Source organism: Paenibacillus tarimensis, from assembly GCF_021532315.1.
Classification (GTDB): domain Bacteria; phylum Bacillota; class Bacilli; order Paenibacillales; family Paenibacillaceae; genus Paenibacillus_I; species Paenibacillus_I tarimensis.
Genome location: NZ_JAKGAO010000007.1, coordinates 1 through 22,552, shown reverse-complemented (window position 1 = coordinate 22,552; position 22,552 = coordinate 1). Strand labels below are relative to the sequence as shown.

Annotated in this window: 16 protein-coding genes; 9 read left to right on the top strand and 7 right to left on the bottom strand. The window is 51.2% G+C overall.

Features of this window, described 5'->3' with window-relative positions:
• Positions 1 to 40: 40 nt before the first annotated feature.
• Positions 41 to 880: a helix-turn-helix transcriptional regulator gene (locus tag L1N82_RS06740; protein ID WP_235286622.1), complete on the bottom strand. Its 840-nt coding sequence runs from the start codon at positions 878 to 880 to the stop codon at positions 41 to 43.
• A gap of 156 nt (positions 881 to 1,036) precedes the next feature.
• On the opposite strand from L1N82_RS06740, the gene fabF reads away from it, so the two are divergent.
• The 3 genes from fabF (at position 1,037) to L1N82_RS06725 (ending at position 3,820) form a co-directional block, all read left to right on the top strand.
• On the top strand, positions 1,037 to 2,284 hold the full coding sequence (fabF, locus tag L1N82_RS06735; protein ID WP_235286621.1) for a beta-ketoacyl-ACP synthase II: 1,248 nt from the start codon (positions 1,037 to 1,039) through the stop codon (positions 2,282 to 2,284).
• A gap of 119 nt (positions 2,285 to 2,403) precedes the next feature.
• Positions 2,404 to 2,994: a CBO0543 family protein gene (locus L1N82_RS06730; protein ID WP_235286952.1), complete on the top strand. Its 591-nt coding sequence runs from the start codon at positions 2,404 to 2,406 to the stop codon at positions 2,992 to 2,994.
• A gap of 151 nt (positions 2,995 to 3,145) precedes the next feature.
• The gene (locus tag L1N82_RS06725) at positions 3,146 to 3,820 is read left to right on the top strand and encodes an NAD(P)H-dependent oxidoreductase (RefSeq protein WP_235286620.1); all 675 of its coding nucleotides are present in this window, start codon (positions 3,146 to 3,148) and stop codon (positions 3,818 to 3,820) included.
• 82 nt (positions 3,821 to 3,902) lie between these two features.
• On the opposite strand, the gene L1N82_RS06720 is transcribed toward L1N82_RS06725, so the two are convergent.
• Positions 3,903 to 8,483 (bottom strand): glycosyl hydrolase 53 family protein, encoded by a 4,581-nt coding sequence (locus tag L1N82_RS06720; RefSeq protein ID WP_235286619.1) that lies wholly within the window; start codon positions 8,481 to 8,483, stop codon positions 3,903 to 3,905.
• Between the two features lie 297 nt (positions 8,484 to 8,780).
• Here L1N82_RS06720 and L1N82_RS06715 point away from each other — a divergent pair, with 297 nt between their 5' ends.
• The 3 genes from L1N82_RS06715 to L1N82_RS06705 are packed head-to-tail and all read left to right on the top strand — an operon-like array spanning position 8,781 to position 11,063.
• On the top strand, positions 8,781 to 9,641 hold the full coding sequence (locus L1N82_RS06715; protein ID WP_235286618.1) for a carbon-nitrogen hydrolase family protein: 861 nt from the start codon (positions 8,781 to 8,783) through the stop codon (positions 9,639 to 9,641).
• A 28-nt stretch (positions 9,642 to 9,669) separates the two neighbouring features.
• Positions 9,670 to 10,341 carry a GNAT family N-acetyltransferase gene (locus L1N82_RS06710; RefSeq protein ID WP_235286617.1) on the top strand — a complete coding sequence of 224 codons (672 nt, stop codon included), beginning with the start codon at positions 9,670 to 9,672 and terminating at the stop codon, positions 10,339 to 10,341.
• 50 nt (positions 10,342 to 10,391) lie between these two features.
• Positions 10,392 to 11,063, top strand: coding sequence for a GNAT family N-acetyltransferase (locus L1N82_RS06705; protein ID WP_235286951.1), 672 nt, complete (start codon positions 10,392 to 10,394; stop codon positions 11,061 to 11,063).
• A gap of 89 nt (positions 11,064 to 11,152) precedes the next feature.
• On the opposite strand, the gene L1N82_RS06700 is transcribed toward L1N82_RS06705, so the two are convergent.
• Positions 11,153 to 12,037 carry a metal-dependent hydrolase gene (locus L1N82_RS06700; RefSeq protein ID WP_235286616.1) on the bottom strand — a complete coding sequence of 295 codons (885 nt, stop codon included), beginning with the start codon at positions 12,035 to 12,037 and terminating at the stop codon, positions 11,153 to 11,155.
• A 200-nt stretch (positions 12,038 to 12,237) separates the two neighbouring features.
• On the opposite strand from L1N82_RS06700, the gene L1N82_RS06695 reads away from it, so the two are divergent.
• The gene (locus L1N82_RS06695; protein WP_235286615.1) at positions 12,238 to 12,885 is read left to right on the top strand and encodes a metal-dependent hydrolase; all 648 of its coding nucleotides are present in this window, start codon (positions 12,238 to 12,240) and stop codon (positions 12,883 to 12,885) included.
• 153 nt (positions 12,886 to 13,038) lie between these two features.
• Positions 13,039 to 14,346, top strand: coding sequence for a Calx-beta domain-containing protein (locus L1N82_RS06690; RefSeq protein WP_235286614.1), 1,308 nt, complete (start codon positions 13,039 to 13,041; stop codon positions 14,344 to 14,346).
• A 127-nt stretch (positions 14,347 to 14,473) separates the two neighbouring features.
• Here the strand turns inward: L1N82_RS06690 and L1N82_RS06685 are convergent, their stop codons facing one another.
• The gene (locus L1N82_RS06685; RefSeq protein WP_235286613.1) at positions 14,474 to 18,901 is read right to left on the bottom strand and encodes a M20/M25/M40 family metallo-hydrolase; all 4,428 of its coding nucleotides are present in this window, start codon (positions 18,899 to 18,901) and stop codon (positions 14,474 to 14,476) included.
• Positions 18,902 to 19,768: 867 nt separating this feature from the next.
• Here L1N82_RS06685 and L1N82_RS06680 point away from each other — a divergent pair.
• Positions 19,769 to 20,413 carry a GntR family transcriptional regulator gene (locus L1N82_RS06680; protein WP_235286612.1) on the top strand — a complete coding sequence of 215 codons (645 nt, stop codon included), beginning with the start codon at positions 19,769 to 19,771 and terminating at the stop codon, positions 20,411 to 20,413.
• 46 nt (positions 20,414 to 20,459) lie between these two features.
• On the opposite strand, the gene L1N82_RS06675 is transcribed toward L1N82_RS06680, so the two are convergent.
• From L1N82_RS06675 to L1N82_RS06665, 3 genes are read right to left on the bottom strand one after another with little or no spacing between them, the layout of a single operon-like run.
• The gene (locus tag L1N82_RS06675) at positions 20,460 to 21,449 is read right to left on the bottom strand and encodes a patatin-like phospholipase family protein (protein WP_235286611.1); all 990 of its coding nucleotides are present in this window, start codon (positions 21,447 to 21,449) and stop codon (positions 20,460 to 20,462) included.
• Positions 21,450 to 21,460: 11 nt separating this feature from the next.
• Complete coding sequence (locus tag L1N82_RS06670; protein ID WP_235286610.1) at positions 21,461 to 22,234, bottom strand: alpha/beta fold hydrolase; 774 nt, start codon at positions 22,232 to 22,234, stop codon at positions 21,461 to 21,463.
• Between the two features lie 27 nt (positions 22,235 to 22,261).
• Positions 22,262 to 22,420, bottom strand: a complete 159-nt coding sequence (locus L1N82_RS06665; RefSeq protein ID WP_235286609.1) for a hypothetical protein — start codon at positions 22,418 to 22,420, stop codon at positions 22,262 to 22,264.
• Positions 22,421 to 22,552 lie beyond the last annotated feature (132 nt).

The window sequence follows — 22,552 nt, the reverse complement described above, 5'->3', positions numbered from 1 at the left end:
CATGTACCTCCAGGCATCCGGCCTCCTTCTCCTGAACTCTTCACCTGCTTCCCATCAGCTGCTGCAGCTTGCTCTCGGTGGCTGAGTCCGGGGCCGGCGTATAGATGCTGCACCGCAGGTCGGCCTCTCCCTGCACCTGCAGCGAGGTTAGATGGAACAGCATCCTGCCCGCCTTCGCATGGCGGAACTCAAGCACTACCTCCGGCGCCGCCCGGACACCGCTGCGCTCCCAGAGGGGATTAAAATCAGCATGCTTCTCACGCATCGTATTCAGGAACTGCTCATACCATTCATCCTCCACATACTGGCCGTAGTACACACGAAATATCGCCAGGAACTCACGCACGAAATGCTCCCAATTCACTGCCAGTCTGCGGAACTCCTTGCGTTCGAACAGCAGCTGGATCATATTCCGCTGCTCGGCGGGAATCCGTTCAAAATCCAGAAATACATGGGACGCTGCTTCGTTCCATCCGACGATCCGGCATCTGCGGTCAGAGATGATTACCGGACAATTACGAAGCTCATGCATGATCCGCTGCAGCGGCTGGCTGATCTCCACAGGCGCTTCCGGCTGGAGGCTGGCTCCCGAGCCAGTGTCCATAGCCAGCGCGTACAGGTAGTTTCGCTCATCCAGCGTTAACCGCAAAGCTCCTGCAATACACTCAAGCACCGAAGCCGAAACCTGAATGTCCCGCCCCTGCTCCAGCCAGGTATACCATGTCGTGCTCACTCCCGCCAGCTGTGCGACCTCTTCCCGCCGCAGTCCCGGTGTTCTTCTGCGCTGCCCGGCCGGCAGCCCGAACGCTTCCGGCTGCAGCTTGGCCCGCTGGGCTTTCAGGAATGCTGACAGCACCTGCCTTCTCGTCTGATGGTTCATATCTCCTTCTCCCCTCCTAATTGGACCCTATAATCGCACTTCCACCCGTTTGTTACCTGGTACTAATTATACCCGTATAAACAACAACTTGTAATAGGATACCGGGCGTGACACAATCTGGACATAAACTTGCTGAACAAGGAAGGAGCAACAAACATGGAAAGAGTCGTGATTACCGGTATGGGAGCGGTAACTCCTCTTGGCAATAATGTAGATCAATTCTGGGACAGACTGGCGGCGGGCGAATCCGGCGTCAGACGCATTGATACCTTCGATACGTCGAGGCATCGTTCACAGATAGCGGGACTGGTCCGGAATTTTGATGCCGAGGAGCGGTTTGGACGCCGGGAAGCCAGACGTATGGACCGGTTTTGCCAGTTTGCCATTGATGCCGCAGAGCAAGCCTGGAAGGATGCCGGGCTCGACGATTATGAATCAGAGCTGGACAAGGAGCGGGTTGGCGTATACGTCGGATCAGGAACCGGCGGGATTAACACACTGCTTGAACAGAGCAGGCTTCTGCAGGAAAGGGGGCCCGAGCGGGTCAGTCCCGTTCTCGTGCCCATGATGATTACTAATATGGCAGCCGCCATGATCAGCATCCGGTTCGGAACGCTCGGCTCTACCCTGTCGCCGGTCACCGCCTGCTCAATCGGCAACACCTCAATCGGCGAGGCGTTCCGGGCCATTCGCTTCGGAGCAGCAGATGTCATCCTTGCCGGAGGCACAGAAGCAGCTGTCAACGACATATCGCTGGCCAGCTTCGGCAACGCCACGGCACTGTCGACCCGCAACGATGAACCTGCAAAAGCGAGCCGTCCATTTGACGCCGATCGTGACGGGTTCGTCATTGGCGAAGGTGCAGGCGTGCTGGTTGTGGAATCGCTGTCCCACGCGCTGCGCCGGAATGCCCGCATCTATGCCGAGGTTATTGGATATGGTGCAAGCTCGGATGCTTACCACATCGTAGCCACCCACCCGGAAGGCCGGGGTGCTTATCAGGCTATGAAATCCGCGCTGCAGGAAGCGGGCATACAACCGTCAGAAGTCGATGTCATCAGTGCACATGCGACCAGCACCGAGATCGGAGACCAGTCCGAAACTGCAGCCATTAAGAAGCTGTTCGGAGAGCATGCTTTCCGCATTCCGGTTACGGCCAACAAGTCAATGACCGGCCATCTGCTGGGAGCGGCCAGCGCCGTTGAAGCGATCGCTCTGGTCAAGAGCCTTCAAGATGGCCTGATCCCTCCCACAATTAATCTGAACAACCCAGACCCGCAATGCGACCTGGATTATGTGCCACATACCGCCCGTACAGACTCGCTTAATATCGGCATATCCAACTCATTCGGCTTCGGAGGCCATAACGCCGTTGTTGTGTTCAAGAGGTATAATCGTCCCTAAGCTCTGTAAGTTACCTGTCCTTCCCTTGAGCCTAAGAACTGCCCGCTAAGGGTATGTAATTATTCCCAGTGTGGGATAATGAGGAGTAACTCTGTGGACAGAAAGGTAACAAATCATTGATGGATTTGAGATGGAGCAAGGAACATATTTTACTCGTCGTTATCAGTCTGATAAGTCTAATCATCAGCTTCCTGCTAATCCGTAAAAATTGGCGGGAATACGGCCTGCTCTACCTGCTAAGTGCTATTGCAGGAGCGGCAATATGTTATCTGTTCGTAGAATTTAAATTCTATTCTTATCCCGTGCGGCTGTTTCCCGCTTTATCTATTATGCCGGTAACGGCCATTACGACCTTCTTCCCCTTCTATGTGCTTATCGGAGTACGCTTCAGTCCCCGCAGGTGGCCTTGGAAAATTCCCTTTTACTGGGGGCTTATACACCTTGGTATGCTGGGTGAAACCTATGCGTTGAATTATACGAACCTGATCCGTTACGACTTCAAATGGGATACCTGGGACTCGTATACGTGGTGGTGGATATATTTCCTGATTTTCGAATGGATTGGCGGGCGGATCGTGTCGCCTGAGAACCGCAACCCAATTGCGGCCAAATCCTTTTACTATGGCAGATGGGCCTGGACAGTATTTCATGTCATCGTTATTTCCACGATCTTCCTCGCAGGTTATTACTTGGGTCATTCGTCCAAATAGGCGCATCTCCAGCATGGTTATGGATGGTATCATATTGATACTAGGGAACAAGCTTGATACTACCTCACAAAAATGTGCGTACTTGTAAGTAATGTATATTAGCATTATCATAGCAACTGTCATAACCAGGCTGTGAAAGGGTGATTTTTAGGTGAGTAGCAAGGAAACGAAAAAACAGGAGATACTTGATGCGTTTGCGTTCCGCCATGCAACCAAGGTATTTGACCCTGCGAAGAAAATATCAGATGAGGACTTTCAATTCATCCTGGAAACCGGCAGATTGTCGCCAAGCTCCGTCGGCTTCGAGCCGTGGAAATTCCTCATCGTTCAAAATCCGGATATCCGGGAACAGATCCGTGATGTATCGTTCGGGGCTAAGGGCCAGCTCCCGACAGCCAGCCATTTTGTCATTATACTCGCCCGTAAAGATGTGAGATACGACTCTCCTTATGTCGAGTATATCTATAAGGAAGTTAAGGGCATGCCGGATGAGGTATTTGCGAGCATTCTTCCGCGTTATAAGAACTTCCAGGAAAATGATCTGCATCTGCTCGACAACGAACGGACCCTGGTTGACTGGGCCTCCAAGCAGACCTACCTCGCACTGGCGAATATGATGACTGCCGCTGCGCAGATCGGCATTGACTCCTGCCCGATCGAGGGCTTCAACAAGGAAAAGGTCCACGCCATTCTCAAGAAAGCAGAGCTGCTGGACGAAGAGGTATATGATGTCTCGGTCATGGCCGCTTTCGGCTACCGTGCGGAGGACCCGAAAAACCCGAAAATCCGGCGTAAGCTGGAAGACATCGTAGAGTGGGTTAACTAACACAAGCTGCTACATTTTAAAGAAAACCCGCAGGCTGCTCCATGTTGTATGGAGTAACCTGCGGGTTTGTTCTTTTACTGTCTTACTGCTGAATGTACAGCGCATCCAGTGCATTAGCGATAATAACCGCCGCCTGCGCACGGTTAGCTGCCGCCTTCGGCGCAAACATTCCGCTGCCTATGCCACTGATGATGCCTGCACGCTGAATTGCGCTTACTGCATCCGCAGCGTATGTGGAAATCTGTCCGGCATCCTTGAATGAAGCAGCCGCAGCTTCACTTCCTTCAAGCGGCAGACCCGTTAACAGGATAGCCTTGTGCAGCATGACCGCCATGTCCTGGCGTGTAATCTGCTCATTGATACCAAAGCTTCCATCCGGCTTGCCTTGAATTATGCCAAGAGCCTGGGCACTGGCAACTGCCTCATAATACCAGCCGCCTGCCTCAACATCTGTGAAGCTGCTTGCCGCATCCTTCTGGATAAGGCCCAAAGCATGCATGAGCATCTGGATGAACTGTGCGCGGGTTACTGAACCCTGCGGAGCAAACTCGCTCTCGCTCATCCCCTTGACAATACCCTTGGCCGCCAGTCCTTCAATCGGATCAACAGCCCATGGATAGCCGCCGATATCCGTAAAGCTTGCGTTAACATGGACCGCCGTATAAATGCTGAAATGCTTCGCTTTGAACGAAATCGTTCCCGCGGCTGCATTATAGCGTACGTGATTAACAGCTTCAAGCTGCCCATCGCCGGTCACATGATACACGACAATTCCATTTGTCTTTTGGCCCGGCTTAAGAGTATAAGGCATCGTTACCTCAACCTTATTGCCCTTCCATTCCACCTTCTGCCCGTCAAGCTGCATGTGGAAGTCATATGCAGCTTGACCGTCAAGCCGCGCCTGCACAGCTGCCGGAAGTGAATCGTCATTCACGCCTGCGATCACGATTTGCAATTGAGAATTGCTTGCAACGTTCTGGCCGCTAATCAGGTCAGCCGACACACGAACGCTCGCTCCCGAAGTCGCAACTACAACATCCTTCACTTTGCTTGTCTTTAGCTCTTCCAGCCATGCTGCCGGAAGATTAACGGCTACTTCCTTCGCATCACCAGTGGAAGGCACTTGAATCGTTACCTGCTTATCAACTGCTGCAGCCGCTGCCGTGCGGAGAGCTGCAAGATCAGCTGTGGCAGTGTATTTACCGTCAGCTATTGCACCGGTAAGCGTTACGGTCGAAGCCGATCCGCCTTGAGAAGGATTAGCCGGAACCGTCGGAGTCGCCGGCGGTACGTATCCTTGTGTCGGTGTAGAACCCGGGTTCGGTGTTTCTGGTTGCGGTGTTTCAGGATTTGGCGTTCCCGGGTTCGGTGTTTCTGGATTTGGTGTTTCCGGGTCTGGTGTTTCCGGATTCGGCGTTCCCGGGTTCGGTGTTTCTGGTGTTCCCGGTGTTTCTGGATTTGGTGTTACCGGATTCGGTATTTCTGGTGTTTCTGGTGTTTCTGGTGTTTCTGGTGTTTCTGGTTGTCCGGTATCCGGCAATCCTGTGCCTGGATCTGTATCAGGTACAAACGGCTGCAGCCCATTCACTGCCGCATCCAGTGCCGCAACTGCGGCATCAATATCAGCTGCGAACACTTCACCGTCCGTCATTAATGCTTGCGCCCCTGCGAGCACTTCCTGAAGCGCACGCCAGCTGGATGGTGTATAATCTTCCGCCTTCAAGCCCTTGCCTTCCACTTCGGCAATTTTGCTGGCAAGTGCTGTTTTGTCGATAGCGAATGCGCCGTATGCCCAGAAGTCCATCATCCCCACCCAGTTGGTGGAGGCACTTGTGACTGTTACCTTGATGTAACGGGCCGTTACAGGATTAGCTAATACAATTTTAGGATCAATAGAGACAATGACATCGCTTGTCGTATTGGCGATCTCCACATAGTTCTTGTCGTCATTAGAAACCTCAATCTTAAACTTGATGTCGCCCGCCCACATTTTCATCTCTATCTTTCGAATAAATGCCTGTGTGCCCAGGTCGACTCTCCACCAGCTGCCTGCACCTTGGTCCGTTCCCCATGATGTATTCGAATTCCCATCGTGTGCACCTGCCGGCGAGTTATTCTGTCCGCCGCCTGTACCTGCGCTGGTAGAAGCTGTTGCCGGCTTCCCCGCTGCAAGCTCCTGGAGAGGTACAAGCTTACCCAGAGCTATCTCCAAATCAGCTAGTGCTTTTTCAACCTCTTCTTGCACAACATCCTGCCGGTCGTTAACCGCAACAGCGGCAGTTAACGCAGCCTGTACTGCTGCCCAGCTGCTCATTGTATAAGACGAACTGTCCATAACCCGGACACTTGCGATTTTATTCGCAAGAGCGGTCTTATCGATATCAGATAAGGAATCAACTGCTGTTCTCAGGTCTGCTGCAGCCTTGTCTACCTCCGCTTGAGAGGCTTGTGCATCGTTCAGCGCTGCAACTGCGGCATTAAGCGCAGTCTGCAGGTTCCCCCAAGTAAAGGCTGACCAGTCCGCTTGCTCTTTGCTTTGTGCTTCGTCTACAACCGCTTGCAGTCCTTGTTTATTCACACCTGTAACCTGCAGTCCTGCAATCGTGCTAATCAAGCTGCTGACTGCCCCGTCAATGGCCGCTTGTGTTACACCCTGCTGGGTATATACGCTGCTGTAAGCCTGCTCGGCTGCAGCAATGCTGTCCTGCAGCGTCTGCCAGCTTTGACCTTCAACATCAGTCTGTGTATACAGCTTTGCCTTCTTCAGCCACTTCTCCAGCTCCGCACGGCTAGCCGGAGCTTGTGCCAGTCCAACCTTGTATACATCCAGTGAGGGGAGAGCGTAACCTTTGTAGGAATAGCCTCCGTTTGCAGGGAATTCATCGAAATCGAACATCGCCTGGTTCTCCCAGGCATCGCCTTCGGAATCGATCCAGCCAACATTGGCGGCAATCCAGGCCGGCTCCCAATAGAAGAAACCAAGTCCTTTGCCGTCCGGCACCTTAGCCAAAACGTCCATTACCGCTTTAGTAGCATCAAACTGGCCCTGAACAGTCGCCGGGAATGTTGCGCCTCCGACCAGCTGTGACGGATTACCAATTACATTGGCATGAGCGTCGCCGTTCTTGTAGCTGAACGGATAAGAAGTTTCTGCGATTACTACTTCCTTGCCAAATTCGACCGATATCCGGTCCATTGTATTCTGGACATCAGCAAATGTGCCGTGCCAGAACGGGTAATACGAAAGTCCAATAATGTCATATTCAACATTTCGGCTCTTCAACTCGCTAAAGAACCAGTTAAATGTGCCGTATTTGCCGCCTTCGGCCAGGTGAACCATAATCTTGACATTCTCGCCGCCCTCAACCGCACGGACACCTTCAACACCGCTGGTGATGTAATCGGCTGTCTTATTAAAATCAGGCGTGCTGTTCTTATCATTCAGCGGACCGCTGTTAATTTCATTACCGATCTGAACCATGTCGGGCATCGCACCGGCATTTTTCAGATCCGTTAGTACTTCTGTCGTATACGATTTGACAGCCGCCTTCAGCTGTTCATGTGTGTAATTCTTCCACGCAACAGGTTTCAGCTGCTGTCCGGGATGAGCCCAATCATCGGAATAGTGGAAATCCACCAGGAGCTTCAAGCCCTTTGCCTTAACCCGCTGGCCAAGACGGACAACATCTTCCTTATTGTTATAGTAGGTGTCACCGTGGAAATTTGTCATCTTCGGGTCATTCCATACCCGGAGGCGCACATAGTTAACACCGCGGTCCTTCAGAATATCCAGAAGGTCGCGCTCTACACCGTTACTGTCGTAATACTTGCCGCCATTGTCTTCAATAGCTGTCAGTGTAGAAATATCTACGCCCCGGATGAAGTCTTCACGGAAGGCGCTGACATTTACAGCTGCTTCAGGCTGAACAGCAGCACCTTCAACTGTTCCCTGAACCGTGAAGGTGCCCACAGCCGCATACTGAGATGGCTGTACAGCATTCCAAGTCACCGCTACAGTGCCGGTTGTATTGTCCTGATAATTTGCCGTCACCTCCGCCGGCAAAACGGGCGCAACACCTGCAGATGTCGTAACTGTGACTGGAGCATAGGAGCTAATGTCAGCTGGAGATCTCACAACGACCTCTTCCCATACTCTCAGCTCTCTAATACCAGGCCAATAGTTAGGGCCTATATATGATTGAATGTTTATACGAACATAGCGAACATTGCTCTCAGAGAACAGTTCAACAGCTGTTTGCTCCAATCCCGTGTTAGCACTCTTGTCAGATGCAACACGCCAGTCGTTACCGTCAGAGGATACTTCAACCAGATATTTAACTGAGCCAAAGCCCCATTCACCCGGCTGATCCTTCCATGCAATTTCTGCGCCTGAAATATTGTGCGCGGAGCCCAAATCGACCATCAGCCATTCAGAGGAACCGCTGATTGAACCCGAGGCTGTCCATTGCGTATCAGTAGTGCCGTCTACAGCCTTTGGCGCATAATCACCATTAGCTGTATTTTCCGAGCTCACTGTAACCGTTTTCCCCAATGCCAGATTAACAGCCGCTGCTTCTGCCTTATGTACCGGATAAACGGCTAGCTGGGCCATTATTAATGCTGCTGCAAGCAGAAGACTTAGTCTCCCCTTCCCGCTTCTCATCTTGACAATCCTCCCCTTAGTCTATGTACATGCTGTGTTGCTACATTAATTATCGTAAGCGCTATATAAATAAAACATGGTACAAACCAAACATTTCTGCAGTTTTAACAACAGCTGCCACCTCCTTCCACCAGCCATAGTTAGGGATGGAAAAAAGCCCCTACGCCAAAGCGCATTCCGGGGAGAAATTATAGTTGAACACTTAGCCGGATCCTAATGCTTGCATCAGCCCGGCGTTCCTTTCATAATATAAGCAGCACACCTTCCTCCCGTGGAGGTGACCGACAAGGAGGGCATATGACCAAGATCAGAGTTTCTGCCGTACAATATCATCTGCATACCATCTCGTCCTTTGACGAGTTTGCCGCTCAATCCGAGCATTATATGAAGACCGCCGAGGAATTCGGCGCGGAGTTTATCCTGTTTCCCGAGTTCTTTACGACCCAGCTGCTGTCCATTGGAGACGGCAAGGGCAACGCCCTGACGATCAACGACCTGCCTGATTTCACAGATGCGTACCGCGAGCTATTCACCCGTCTTGCCCGTGAGTCAGGAACCCATATCATCGCCGGCACCCATGTTACGCGCAAGGAAGGCAAGCTGTACAATACCGCTCACCTCTTCTACCCGGACGGCCGGATCGGCGAGCAGCCGAAGCTGCATATTACGCCAACAGAAGTAAACGAATGGAATATGAAGCAGGGCGACGGGCTTGAAGTATTTGAAACGGACAAAGGAACCATCGCCATGCTCACCTGTTATGACATTGAATTCCCAGAGATAGTCCGGATGGCCAAAGCCAAAGGGGCGGACGTTATCTTCTGCCCATCCTGTACCGATGACCGCCACGGCTTCTACCGTGTCCGCTACACCAGCCATGCCCGTGCCGTCGAAAATCAGGTCTATGTAGTTGGGACAGGCACAGTAGGCTCCCTGCCGACAGTCGATTTCATGCGGGCTAATTTTGGGCAGGCAGCTGTCATAACACCTAATGATATCCCGTTCCCGCCGCGCGGCATCTTGGTAGAGGGCGAAATCAACGACGACATGATTGTTACGGCCGATCTGGACCTGGAGCTGCTGTACGAAGTGCGTGAACGCGGCTCGGTTACAACCTGGCGCGACCGCCGGACAGATCTGTATACCGATTGGAAATAAAAATTCCTGAAACGTAAGGAGGCTGCCTGTGTACCGGAAAGAGCTTTTCGTTTACGACGGAGACCGGCCTGTCCCGGCAGTAATCCGCAACTACCGGGAGGAAGATTTTGACGGCCTGGTTGAGGTTCAGCAGGAATGCTTCCCTCCCCCCTTCCCTTCCGAGCTGTGGTGGAACAGAGAGCAGCTCAGCAACCATGTGCGCCTGTTCCCGGAGGGGGCGCTGTGTGTGGAGATCGACGGCCGGATCGCCGGCTCTATGACGTCCCTGCTTACCGAGTATCATCCGGGCGACCCTGACCACACGTGGGAGGATGTGACCGATAACGGTTATATCCGTAATCATAATCCGCAGGGCAACACCCTGTATGTGGTTGATATAGCGGTCCGCCCCGCCTACCGCAAGCTCGGCCTCGGCAAATGGCTGATGTTCGCCATGTACGACGTTGTCGTACACCTCGGCCTTGAGCGGCTGCTGGGCGGGGGGCGAATGCCGGGCTACGGAAACAAGGCAGAGGAGATGACAGCCGAGCAGTATGTGGAAGCCGTGCTTAACGGCACGCTGAAGGACCCGGTTCTGTCGTTCCTGCTCCGCTGCGGGCGTATGCCTGTCAGGGTTATACCCGGCTATCTTGAGGACGAGCAGTCCCGGAATTACGGCACCTTAATGGAATGGCGGAATCCTTTCCGCACCGTATCATAATGAGCCAGCCCAGCTGGCTCTAACTTGAAGGAGGCCTTTGAATGGCTAAGATGGATTATCACCGTATAACAAGTATAGAAGACCCGCTCTTCCGCAGCATGCATGAACTGATGCAGCATGTTTTTCCGCCTGAAGAGGTGCTGGAATATGACCTGTGGAAGGAGCCGCTTGAAGATCCTGGCATTCGGGTGTTTGTCGCCGTGCTGGAGGGGCAGGTCGTCGGTGCAACGGAGTACCGCTACTATGAAGACTTTAACGTTGCGATGACCGATTTCACAATCATTGGACAGCCGGGCCTTGGCATCGGGCGTTTTCTGTGGAAAAAACGGGAAGCTGACCTGCAGGCGCTGGCTGCCGCTAACGGCAAAGAGCTGACGGGCATGTTTGCCGAAATCTACGACCCTTACCGCGTCGAGCACTATGAATTCGGCGGCGTTAAGCCAATGGACCCGTATGTCCGGCGAGAGGTATTGTCCCATATCGGCTACAAGCGCCTGGACTTCCCGTATGTTCACCCATCCTGGAACAACGACGGTGAAGCTGTTGAAGGGCTCGATCTCGGCTTCCTGCCAATGGATGAGCAGATGGAATCTGTTCCTGCGGAGCTTGTCGTCTCTTTCCTGAGGCGATACTATACCGTCCTGCCTAACAAGCCGCAAGCATGGCTGGATATGGTAGCGGAGCTGGAGAAGAAGCAGTCGGTGTCCCTGCTGCCGATCTAGGCTGGTAATGATTACCGGTAATAATAGAGAGAGCCCTTATCCCCCCAGACCAAACCGGGAGCCGGATAAGGGCTCTCTAATTGTCTGTGCTATTGACCGGTCTCCACCCTGTCCATGTACTCGAACAAGAAGGATTGGCCATTCCGGTAAAAGCGCGGGTCATACAACCCTAGGCGGTTCCCTTCCTCTACGATAACAACAAACGGCGACCACTCATACAAGGTCTTCGCTTTGGGGTTAGCCGCAAAAAGCCTGTCGAGATCGGCGTCCTCTTTGGATGTGAGCACGGCCACCTCTTCCATCCCCGACCACAAGGTCCCCTTGCGGATTTCCACGATGTTATCCTGCTTGCCGATGACCGTGAACACGCCCGGCACAAAATCCGCCGAGAGCGCAATCTGCTCGTATTCCTCCTTCAAGCTGTTCTGGATGGCGTAGCCTTGAGAGGTCTGAATCGCTACATGCAGCGCCATAAGCCCCCAGGCAATACGGAATACATGGTGCGGGCGCCATCTTGCCTTGTTAAACTTGGCAAACAGGAAAGCGCCGCCCATAATGATCCAGAACAGCACATCCACAATCGGAATTGTGCCAAAGGTTACCCGGACATCGGAGAAGGGCTCCAAAAATCCGGTTCCCCAGGCATTGAACAGGTCGCTGCCGTCATGAATCAGAACAGCGAGCGCAGCCAAGCCGAACCAGAACCATCCCCTGACCTTGAACAGAAGCCGAACTACGAGCGTAATGAGTGCCGCCCATACCGGCACAACAAATACGGAATGTGTAATACCTCTGTGCCACATCTGATATCGCCCCTGTGTATCCCACCAGGCGGATATTACATCAATATCGGGTATCTGCGAGCCGCCGACTGCAGCCAGCATCAAAGCGCCCTTTTCCTTACGGGACATTCGGGTCTTATCAACCGCTCCATACAGCGTAAGACCGAATAACGTGTGTGTAACGGTGTCCATTCCTGCCTCCATTATGTAATGCCGTCTGTTGGTATGTCTCGATTCTAGTATACCAAGTCAGATTCAATAATGGGATACCCCATCCTATCCTTTCCGCCCTTTCCCTTAAAATGGTTGCAGGCGGTCCTCTTGCAGGTTATACTAGAAACATCGAACATATGTTTGCTATATAGATAATTGAGATAGGATGGAAGAGCAATATGAGAGGCACTACACACCTGGCAATCGGAACAGCAATAGGAGGCGCTGCTGCCGCTTATTATCCCTTCAACCCAGCCAACGCGGCGGTCTATATGGCCGTTGCCGTCATATCCGCCCTAAGCGCGGATCTGGATGGTCCAAGCCTGCTAAGCCGCAAGATCGGCAAGCTGTCGAAGATGCTGCGGACGATAACCTTCTGGTCCGGCCTGCTGTCGGCAGCCTCGGCCGTTTATTTTTATTTTATACATGACTACTATACCCCGGCTACCACTGCAATCGCACTGGCACTGTTTCTCCTCGGTCTTGTTATGCGTGAGGGTGTTATCCGCAATACACTTGTCAGTCTGGTAGGAGCTGTCCTCCTGTATACGAGCCTTCAGTTTAATATTCAGTGGCTGCTTGGATTCGGCCTGTTCGTAATCTGGGTTCCCTGGCTGAAGCACAGAGGATTAAGCCACACGGTGTGGGCTCTGCTGCTCTGGATTCTCATCGGCCGCGAACTGGAATCCGAGCTGCAGATTGCGGGACTGACAAGAGTCGCGGCAGCGGGCTATCTGTCCCACCTGCTTGCAGATACACTCACACCAAGCGGTGTGAAATGGTTCTATCCCCTATACAAGAAGGCGATTAAGCTGAAGATATGGTGACGCATATGTTCTGCCGCCGAACATAAGTATAAGGTTTTATAAAATTCTCATTTTTCATAAGATTCAACCAAAAATAGGGATTGATACTCGTCATACCTTCCCTTATAATGAGATTGATACATATTGTAACATACTGTCGATGGAGGGTATCAGATGAAGAGAAGAACCGTATGGACCAGCCTGCTCACCCTATTGCTTACCGCAACGATTATGCCAGCCGGTATCAGTGCCAATCCAGCCATTACCAAGCCAGCAATTGAACTGTCCGGCTTCGATTACTGGAAGACCAAGATCGACTGGGAAGAGGAAGATAAGGGGTACTATGGACAGTATGAGCAGGACGGAGACCGGAGCATTCCCGTTCGGATGACCGGAGATCTCCCTGGTATTGGCGAGCAAGCCATAGTCACCTATGAGGTCAAGCAGGTTCAGTATACGGGAGCCATTAAGAATGCATGCGCCATTCCCCCTGTCCCTCCGCAGTACGGAGAGTTAATTCTCACCAATGATGCGAAGACAGCCAGCTTTACAATACCGGTAGCCGATGACACCCGCTCTGAATGTACAGAATATTATGTCATTACCTTAAAATCCACTAGTGACAACGCTTACATAAAAGAGCCTTATCAAGAAGCCTTATTATATGTATTTGACGACGACCAGGCAACCCTCTCGTTTACGTCAGGCAGCTCTAAGTCTAAACCCCTGTATAAGGTATCTGAAGATGGAGCCAGCCAGCGTCCGCTAATGGTATTCACAAGCAGTATTCCAGAAGGCATTATGCTGCTCGGTGACTTGCGTCAAGATGTAACAGCCGACCTGTCATTCATTGACTGCTGCGCCACAAAAGGAAGTGACTATAAGCCGCTCCGCGAAAAAATTACGTTTAAGAAGATCGTTTTTGAACATGGCAAAGAATATACCTATTACGATAACCCTTTTATTTTCCATGAGCCGCACCGTTTCCCCGTCATTCAGCGAAGAGATTTATTTACCGTTATTGATGACAAGGAAGTTGAGAAGAAGGATGAAGTGTTCCGGATTAAGCTATCAAACCCGGTCAATGCCAAGTTTGGTTCCCACAAGACAGGCTACGTGGCCATTGTAGATAACGACAAGCCCTGCTTCAAGTTCGATATGCAGGTCATAAATGCTAATCAATGGACCCAACAAGCAGCGTTTACCATCTCCCGCAACAGTTCAGAGGGCACTGCCAAGGCGCTTGTCCGAACACGCTTGGATGACACCACTCAAGTTAATGATAATCTAGTTGCCCAGCCTGGAGTGGATTTTACAGCCCTGGAGCAGTGGGTAGAATTTGCTCCCGGAGAAACGACTAAAACCATCTACGTCCATACGATCGGCCACGATTCCACCAAATGGGGCAAGCTCTTCTACCTGGAGCTCGTCCAGCCTTCGAAAGGCTATTCCGTTTCAAATGAAGCTCTGGTACGCATGTAGAGAACAACAACCCCGGCAGCGGTCCGCTGCCGGGGTCTTGTTCATTTTTCCGTATGAACGGTGTTAGTCACAGTAGAAGATGTTGAACTGCCAAGGCAGTTCCTTTATTCGGCTACTTATAACTTGCTTACTGGTTCTGCAGATCCAGCATTCTCTTGATAATCACAGCTGCCTGGGCGCGGTTAGCCTTGCCCTTCGGCTGGAAGGTGGTTGCCGTCATGCCGTTAATGACACCAGCTTCTGTAAGAAGAGCAACCGGCTCCTTGGAGTAGGAAGCCAACTTGTCCTTGTCCTTAAACTTTGCCAAGGCGCCGTCTACATCCGGCATCTGGACATCCTTCATCTTCTTCAAAGCATTCGCACTCATGATGGCCATCTCTTCACGCGTAATGGCGCGCTTCGGATCGAATTTGCCGCTGCCGGTGCCGCTCGCAAGTCCCGCTTCGACTGCAGCAGCGATATAGGAAGAATACCAGTCCGTATTCTTTACGTCGCTGAATGCTGCCGTCTTGCCTTCTACCTCAAGATTAAGCGTACGAACGAGCATCGTCAGGAACTCTGCCCTCGTAACTTCCTTCAGCGGCGAGAAGCTGCCTGCGCTTGTACCGCTGATGATTCCTCTCGCCGCAAGCTCAGCAATAGCTTCTGCTGCCCATGCTTCTACAGGCCCCAGGTCCTTAAACTGAGGAGCAGCAGGTACCGCTGGCTTGGACGGTTCTGCCGGTGTGCCTGGCGCAGGCGCTGCAGGTGTCTCAGTTCCTGGTGCTGTTGTGCCAGGTGCCGGTACTGTCGGAACATATCCGCCGCCAGTACTTGGGCTGCCTGGCAGATCCTCATTCAGCAGCGATGCATAGATCGCATTCGCAAGCAGGCGGAATTGATGCTGCGGATGCGCTCTGTTCGTCAGATCATTACCGAAGATGGTAACATTCACACCATTCTGGCGGTACGTAAAGGCCATGACTTGACCTTGTGCAGCTTCATGCCCCGGCCACCAGCCTGCCACGAAGAAGTCTGAGTCTCCGCTTACGGAAGCAATCGTTTTACCTCCAGCCGGCACAGTCTTGATGTAAGACCCAGATACTGTATACATATGATCGGACTCCTCATATGGAGCCGTAATCACACTGGACTGGCTCATCTTGGTCTTGAATAAGCCCTCATACGGATTGTTGTAATAAGAGGTTGCTCCTGTCTGAACCAATCCGGTTGATACGAAGTCAAAGTTCGGGAGCACTGTCCATGATTTGACCGCATTCATGGCGCTGTAGCCATAGCCGATATACGGTTTGCCGCCGGATACCAGCGACTTGCTGCCAAGGTTAACAAGCACATCGGCATCATTGGTGCTCGTCGTTACCGTAAAACCAAGGCCACGGAGCACATAGGCAGGAACGCCGCTAGCTGCTACTGTCGCTTTACGCAGACTCTGAGCTGTCCTGCTCACATTGCCCGTGAATGGTGTAACCTCAAGGTAATACTTGGCGCTGATTGCATTCAAGTCTGCACCTGATACAACGAAGTCACCCTTCTCATAGCCCGTTCCTGCCACATACAGCATGGAAACCGGCTTGCCTGCTGCCAGAAGCTCGTTCACTGCTTTAATGGCATCGTTGTTCGTATTCTTAATGACATAGCTGCCTGCAGCTGCCACCTGTGCTGTAGCAGGAATGGTAACCGAAGTGACGGCATTTGTCTTGCCGCTAAACACATTCGCTTCTCTTACGACATACCGGTCAAACCCTCTCATATACGAGAAGCTCTGCACGATATCTGCATACATTTCAGAGAAATCCGATACATTAATGCCATCATAAAGCACAAGGTTCGCAAAACCGCGTTTGGCCTGCTTCATATTGACGACATACGTACCGGCTGGATAGCTAATACCTGCTGCCGTAACAGCTGCGTTGGATTGTTCAACCTTGACGCCGTTGCGGATAAGGTACTGCACCATACGGTAAGCTTCGAGCTGGTTCTTCTGAAGCGAATCACTTACCGGCAGCACATAATAATCCGGGAAAAAGCTCTCGCCTTCAGCACGCGGTCTGCCAATCACTTCATTCTTAGCGTTGATTAAATGCTTATCTACCGATGGGCTGTCAACGCCCTCGATTCCGCGCTTGTAAACCTCCAGCTGATTCAGGAACAGCTTCTCCTTGTTTTCAATCACGTAGTTCGTTGCTGCAAGGCTCGTATAATAGAGCGCCTTGGTTGATTCCTCGTTCAGGTCCGGAATTTCAAGCGTATGGCCAAGCGCGCCATGGTGCATCGCGTATACGGCCGTGTATGCCGGTGAAGCGTCATCCCATCCCGTCGGATAACCTGGTGATTCATAGGAAGGATTCGCTGCCAGCTTCTGTGCTTCCAAATAAGGAATATGATACTTGTCATAGGTTGTATTGGCGATGCCCGCCTCACCCATAGCTGTCGCCTGCTCAACCATGCTGTCAATGAGCAGGTCAAACTCCATGTTCGGGTCATGCGGCGGTGTACAAGGCTCAATCAGGAAGCTGCTTACAAAGCCGTGCATATCCAAGAAGGACAGCGGCGACCACTTGGCTACTTCTGCTGCTACAATCTGGGTTTCCGGCTGGGTCTGGTACGAGTTATCCCGGTTCAGGTCAAACCCGTTGGCGTTCGCACGCGTATTCAGATAACGGCCATCCGGGTTCTCCGTGTAGTTGAACAGGAAGATGGCATCGTCAAGCACCTCGTCCATGTGTAAGGTCACTTCTGCAGCAGTGCCGGACGGCTTGTAGGATACATAGTCCTCCGTTGCCATTGTGCGGAAGAAGTTAAGAATTACATCAACGCCAGGCGCTTCATCCGGATGAATGTTGTTCAGCCAGATCGGCACCTTGTAGTCGGTGAGCTCGCCGCTGCGGATTTTCTCCTGCAGACCCGCCGGGTCATTCATCATTGCTGGCAGTGTCTGTTCCACATACTGCTTAACGGAGGCCTCGTCTTTGGCCATAATAGTAAAATAAATGTCACGGCCTTGAACGGATTGGCCCAGCACGCGGGTTTCAATATAACGGCCCTGCTTCGCCGCGGCCGTGATCTCGTCAATAGCCGGTTTAATCTCATCATAAGTATGATAGCTGTCGTAAGGCACCATCTTGATAGATGCAGAACCCACAACCGTTCCGTTCGGGCCGGTTACGGCAAGCTCCTTCGTACCCATACGTTCAGGATAAAGCGAGCGGTACGGGGAACCGTTGAGTGCCGTCTTATTGTTATATACAAGATCAAAGGTAATCTTCGCCGTAACTGTGTTCCCGTTTACGACAGGTGTCCCTTCAAGTGTAATGAACGGATCGCCCTTGTAGCCTGCAGGAGAGGAATCCGATGCAGGGAGCCATTTCTTCCACTCCGAGAACGTCTGGCCGCCGTATGTCCAGTTCAAATCCTCCAGTCCGACGCCAGCCGGAAGCGTGAAGGTCACATCCACCGTTCTCTTCTCCGTCATGGAGACCTTATCGGTGCTCAGCTGCAGCTCCTGCGGTTCATAAAGCTCAATCAGCAGCTTGGTCAGCAGCTCTGTGAAGGTGGACAGGCGTTCATCCACACGGCCCGGATAATATTCCAGGAGATAATTCAAATTGTCCTTCTCAGTATGCCAGATTCCCCCGTCTTGCTCCGTCTGGGTGTAACCATCCTTATCACCCAGTGCCCAGTTGGTAGCCTCCATATAGGCGTAAGGAATGCCCGCAGCCTTAAATGGCGCGTGGTCACTCCAGTCACCAGTGGTACCGGCCGGAAACTCCGGATTCTCGCCAGGATTGGTCGTTACCTTGAGACCTTCCCGCTTGGCAATAGCCAGACCTTGATCACGGGCAAAGCCTTCCCGGCCTTCGCTTCCATACAGGTACATGATATCGCCCGCAGCCAGACTGTCAAGGTTGATCATGACAACCGTGTTCGCCTTCTCTTCATCCGTCATGCCGGCTACATAAGCTTTCGAGCCCTGGAGGCCTTCTTCCTCCGCTCCAAAAGCGATGAACTTCAGTGTGTATGCCGAATTCTCTGCAGCAAGCCGCTCAGCTGCTTCTAGCATGACACCTACGCCCGAGGCATTGTCGTCTGCTCCCTTAGCTGCTGCTACCGAGTCATAATGAGCTCCGACAATAACCGTCTTGCTTGAGAGTCCAGGCTTGGTAGCAATTACGTTAGTAGAGTTAATTGTATTTCCTTTTCTCGTATAGCTGAACGCCTGCTGTTCAACGGTATAACCGTACTTGGCAAATTCAGCCGCTATGTAATCGCGCGTTTCCGCTTCTTGTACAGAACCAGCTGTGCGTGTTCCGATCTCGTAAGATATTTTTACGACATGCTGGAATGCGCTGTAGCCATATACACTTTCTGCAATTGAGGTAACCGGGACAGGACCGGCAGCGTGTTCAATAGCGGTGCTGACTTCCTCCTCAGAAGCCGTGGCATTTGACTGCCCTGCCTCTTCTTGTGCGAAAGCCGCGGGTGCTATAGCAGAGATCATTAGCATAAAGGCTAGAAGCATGGATAGATAACGTGTGATGCTTGTCTTACTGTGCATATTGTTCCTCCCAAAACCAGAATGGTCTATCTTCCCTTGTAAATGCTGGCAGTACACTAGCAGTCCCTAACGATAGATTATTTCATCTGCCATCTCTCCCAACTCATCCGTATGCACTAGACTTGCGCATATCAAGCTGTATATGCCACCTGGCCGTCTAGTTAATGGAATATTCTGCATATTGTATTCAATGTACAATATACCTAGAGAATGTTAACAATTATAACACCACGATCTGCTTGCAACAACAAAAATTTAACACTAAACGATTAAATATATGAATAAATATTAATTTCTATGCTCGTTTTCGTTTAATCATACGCAATTGCGAATATATAGTGATCCAGTATAGCGAGGACTTTCTTAATCCGACTCATTAAATCACACCTCATAATCCTAACCAACTCTCCAATACCCGTACAACAACAAATACTTAAACCTATTTAGACCATCTTTTAATAAGCATAAAAAGAACACTCACTTGAATCATTGATGTATACAATATACAATATAGAGGAATGTTATATATTATCACATATGCGTGGTGAGCAAAGAATAGACCTCCAGCTACTTTCTTGCCTGAGCTTGTATATTTATAAAAAAGATTAAATATAAGCATTCCAAGGGATTTACTCTCTTGAACAGTAGACTCAAGCAATGTTAATATATAAATAACAAACTTCATCGGACTTTTTATGCAATATTATTGTATTTTTATTAGTCTGTTCCAAGTGAGATGATCTGCCACCCCAAGCCAATTGATATGATACAGCATCTAACTCACATCTTTTACCGCACTTTCTGTATATACATACAATGGTTTGCATCCTACTTGACCACATACTGCTTTTTAGAAGGGGAATCTGTATGCAGGCGCCAAAATACCAATCGCTTAAAGACCACGTGTACGACTACATCGCTCAGAAAATTCAGGATGGGACTCTTCTTCCCAACCAGAAGATCAATGAGGCGGAAATCTGCCGTAAACTCGATATCAGCCGTACACCAACCCGTGAGGCACTGTTTCAGCTCACCTCGGACAACCTGCTGGATTATCTCCCAAGGCGGGGTTTTACCGTTAAGGCTTTCGACCCGAAGAAAAAGCTGGATTATTCACGTATTATTGGCTCGCTTGATGCGCTGGCTGCAACCCTTGCGGTGGAGCATCTGGAGGAAACGGATCTCGCCAAGATGGAGGAGCTTGTCCATAAGATGGATCAGGATATTGAAGAGCATAATTTCTCCGAATATCATCGGGACCAGTATCATTTCCACGAAATTTACATTTACAAGTGCCAGAATGAAATCCTGATTGAGACATTAAATTCGCTGAAGAACAGCTTTATCCGTCAATCTTACTTAAGTGAGGATCGTCAGCGATTGACAATGGTACTGAAGGAAGTGAACAAGGAGCATCGAACCATTCTGGAGCTGTTCCGCAAGAAGGATGCTGAGAAGCTGGACTGCGCTCTCAAATACCATTGGAGAATTATTGATACGGAGATGCTATAGAATAGCAGCGGATAAGAGAGGCCTTGGACGGGGATGTCCAAGGCTGTTAGCGCCCGGCTCTGTGGTCTGGATCAGCGATTGCCGCTGCTCCGTCTGGTCGGCTTGCCCAGTGTGACAGCTGGACAGCGTCCCCCGGTATAATCGATGATGAGTATGCATGTGAGTCAGCCTTACCAGACTTGTCCAGTACGTCGGCAGATTCCCGCTCTTGGGATAATAACTGCTTAAGCTCATCAATTCTTGACACAGCTGCCTTATAGCCGGCTTCAATACAGTCTATTCCCTTATGAAAGTCAAACACCCCTACCTTCCCAACCTGCGGTAGGATTACAGCATCTGCGTGCTTGAGTTCATGAGCCATCTGCAGTTTCAAATTCATATGCACAACCTTATGAATAACATTGAAAGATGTAATCACCACATCAGTATCGGCAATAGGAGATATCGGATCTACTGCGATTACGTGCCGTGCCCCGAGCGCTCTGCAGATGCTTACCGGACAATTCGCGGATACTCCGCCATCAATCAGCAACCGCCTGCCATAATAGACCGGACGGAACAATACCGGGATGGAGAAGCTCGAACGAACCGCATCCGCAATGCTCACATCCTGTTCTTCCGGGAATCCCTCTACCTTGCGGGAAGAAAAAACGATCGTCTCTCCCTGATAAAGATCAGTTGCCACGATCCCGCAGGGAAGACGGAGAGCCGACACAGGCGCATCATGCGTTAACTCAGCCATTAGCTCCCTCAAGCGATCCCCCTTCATCCAGCCTTCCAGACGTGGACGCCAGAACAAGGCCTTAAATAATATAGACCGCCAATCAAAATCTAAATACCTGCGGTTTAACCGCGGGACGATCCGGACCAACTCCTCCGGTCTGTATCCATAAGCGTACAGGGCGGCAACCATTGAACCAGAGCTTGTGCCTGTTACATGCGTGACCTTGATTCCTGCCTCTTCGAGCGCGAGCAGCACACCAACTCCCGCTATTCCCGGTATGCCTCCCCCGGCAAAAGCAACCCCCGTCTCCATCGTTCTCCTCCTCATTCATGGTGGCTGAGGAACTGACGAATCAGCTCATTCAGCTCTTCTGGTCTGTTGCAGGGAAGCTCATGCCTTGCTTTGGAAATCCAGGCTGTGCTGCAATCTGGGAGCCGTGCAGACATAATCTCAGCATATTTGCCGAACAGGCGGTCTTTCTCCCCATAAACGAGCAGGATAGGCTTCTGCAACTGCTCCAGCCGATCAAGACAGTTATAATGGTAGTAAGCCCGATAATAACAAGCAGCGTCGAAACCGTTTGATTGGCGTGAGGCCTGCAGAAGCGGCCAAAAATTCCGCTTTTGCTTCGTATTCACCATAGTGCCCAGGAGTGACAGGAGCTCCTTACAACCCGGCCGGGTCATACTGAGCGCAGAGCGGACCAATCTCTGGAGAGCTGTATCCTTAGCGTCAATGCCAGGAACAGCTCCTATTTGTATAAGACCTTTGACTTTGTCAGGAAAGGTAAAAGCCATCTCATAGGCTGCTGATCCTCCTGCAGAATATCCACACAGCCAGACCTTATCCACGTTCAGCTGGTCCAGAATCTGTCTCAAGTCATCAATGACATGTGTAAAATTCCATTCAGAAGAGGATGGACTAGAACGGCCATGTCCTCGTAAATCTGGGATAACGACTCTAAACCGGTCCGTCAAACCTTCCCTTTGCGGATTGAATATTGCTCCAGGCAGGAGGGGAGGATGAATGAACAGCAGGGTTGGACCGCCACCCGTTGCCTCTACATAGTGCGCAATTCCATTCGCATGGATAATCATCGCCCCTCCCCTTCCAAGGAAATATTGCTATTTTGCCGGTTTGCTGCGATTGGTAAATGCTTCGGCTTTAGTAACACCATTTGCCTTAACGGGTTTATTGACCCATGCAGCACCCGTATGACCCGTAACCTGGTGCTCCGTATCAGCCATTTTCCGAGCGCCCATCTTGAACTTCGGCTTATCCATCTCTCTCTTCCCTCCTGCAAGCGAGTTCATGTTCGTACTCTATTCTGCCCAAGGCAAGGATAGGCAATGCAAAAAGAGCGTCTGTCCGAGTTATCGGACAGACGCTCTTACATATTGGTTACACCCTGAAAA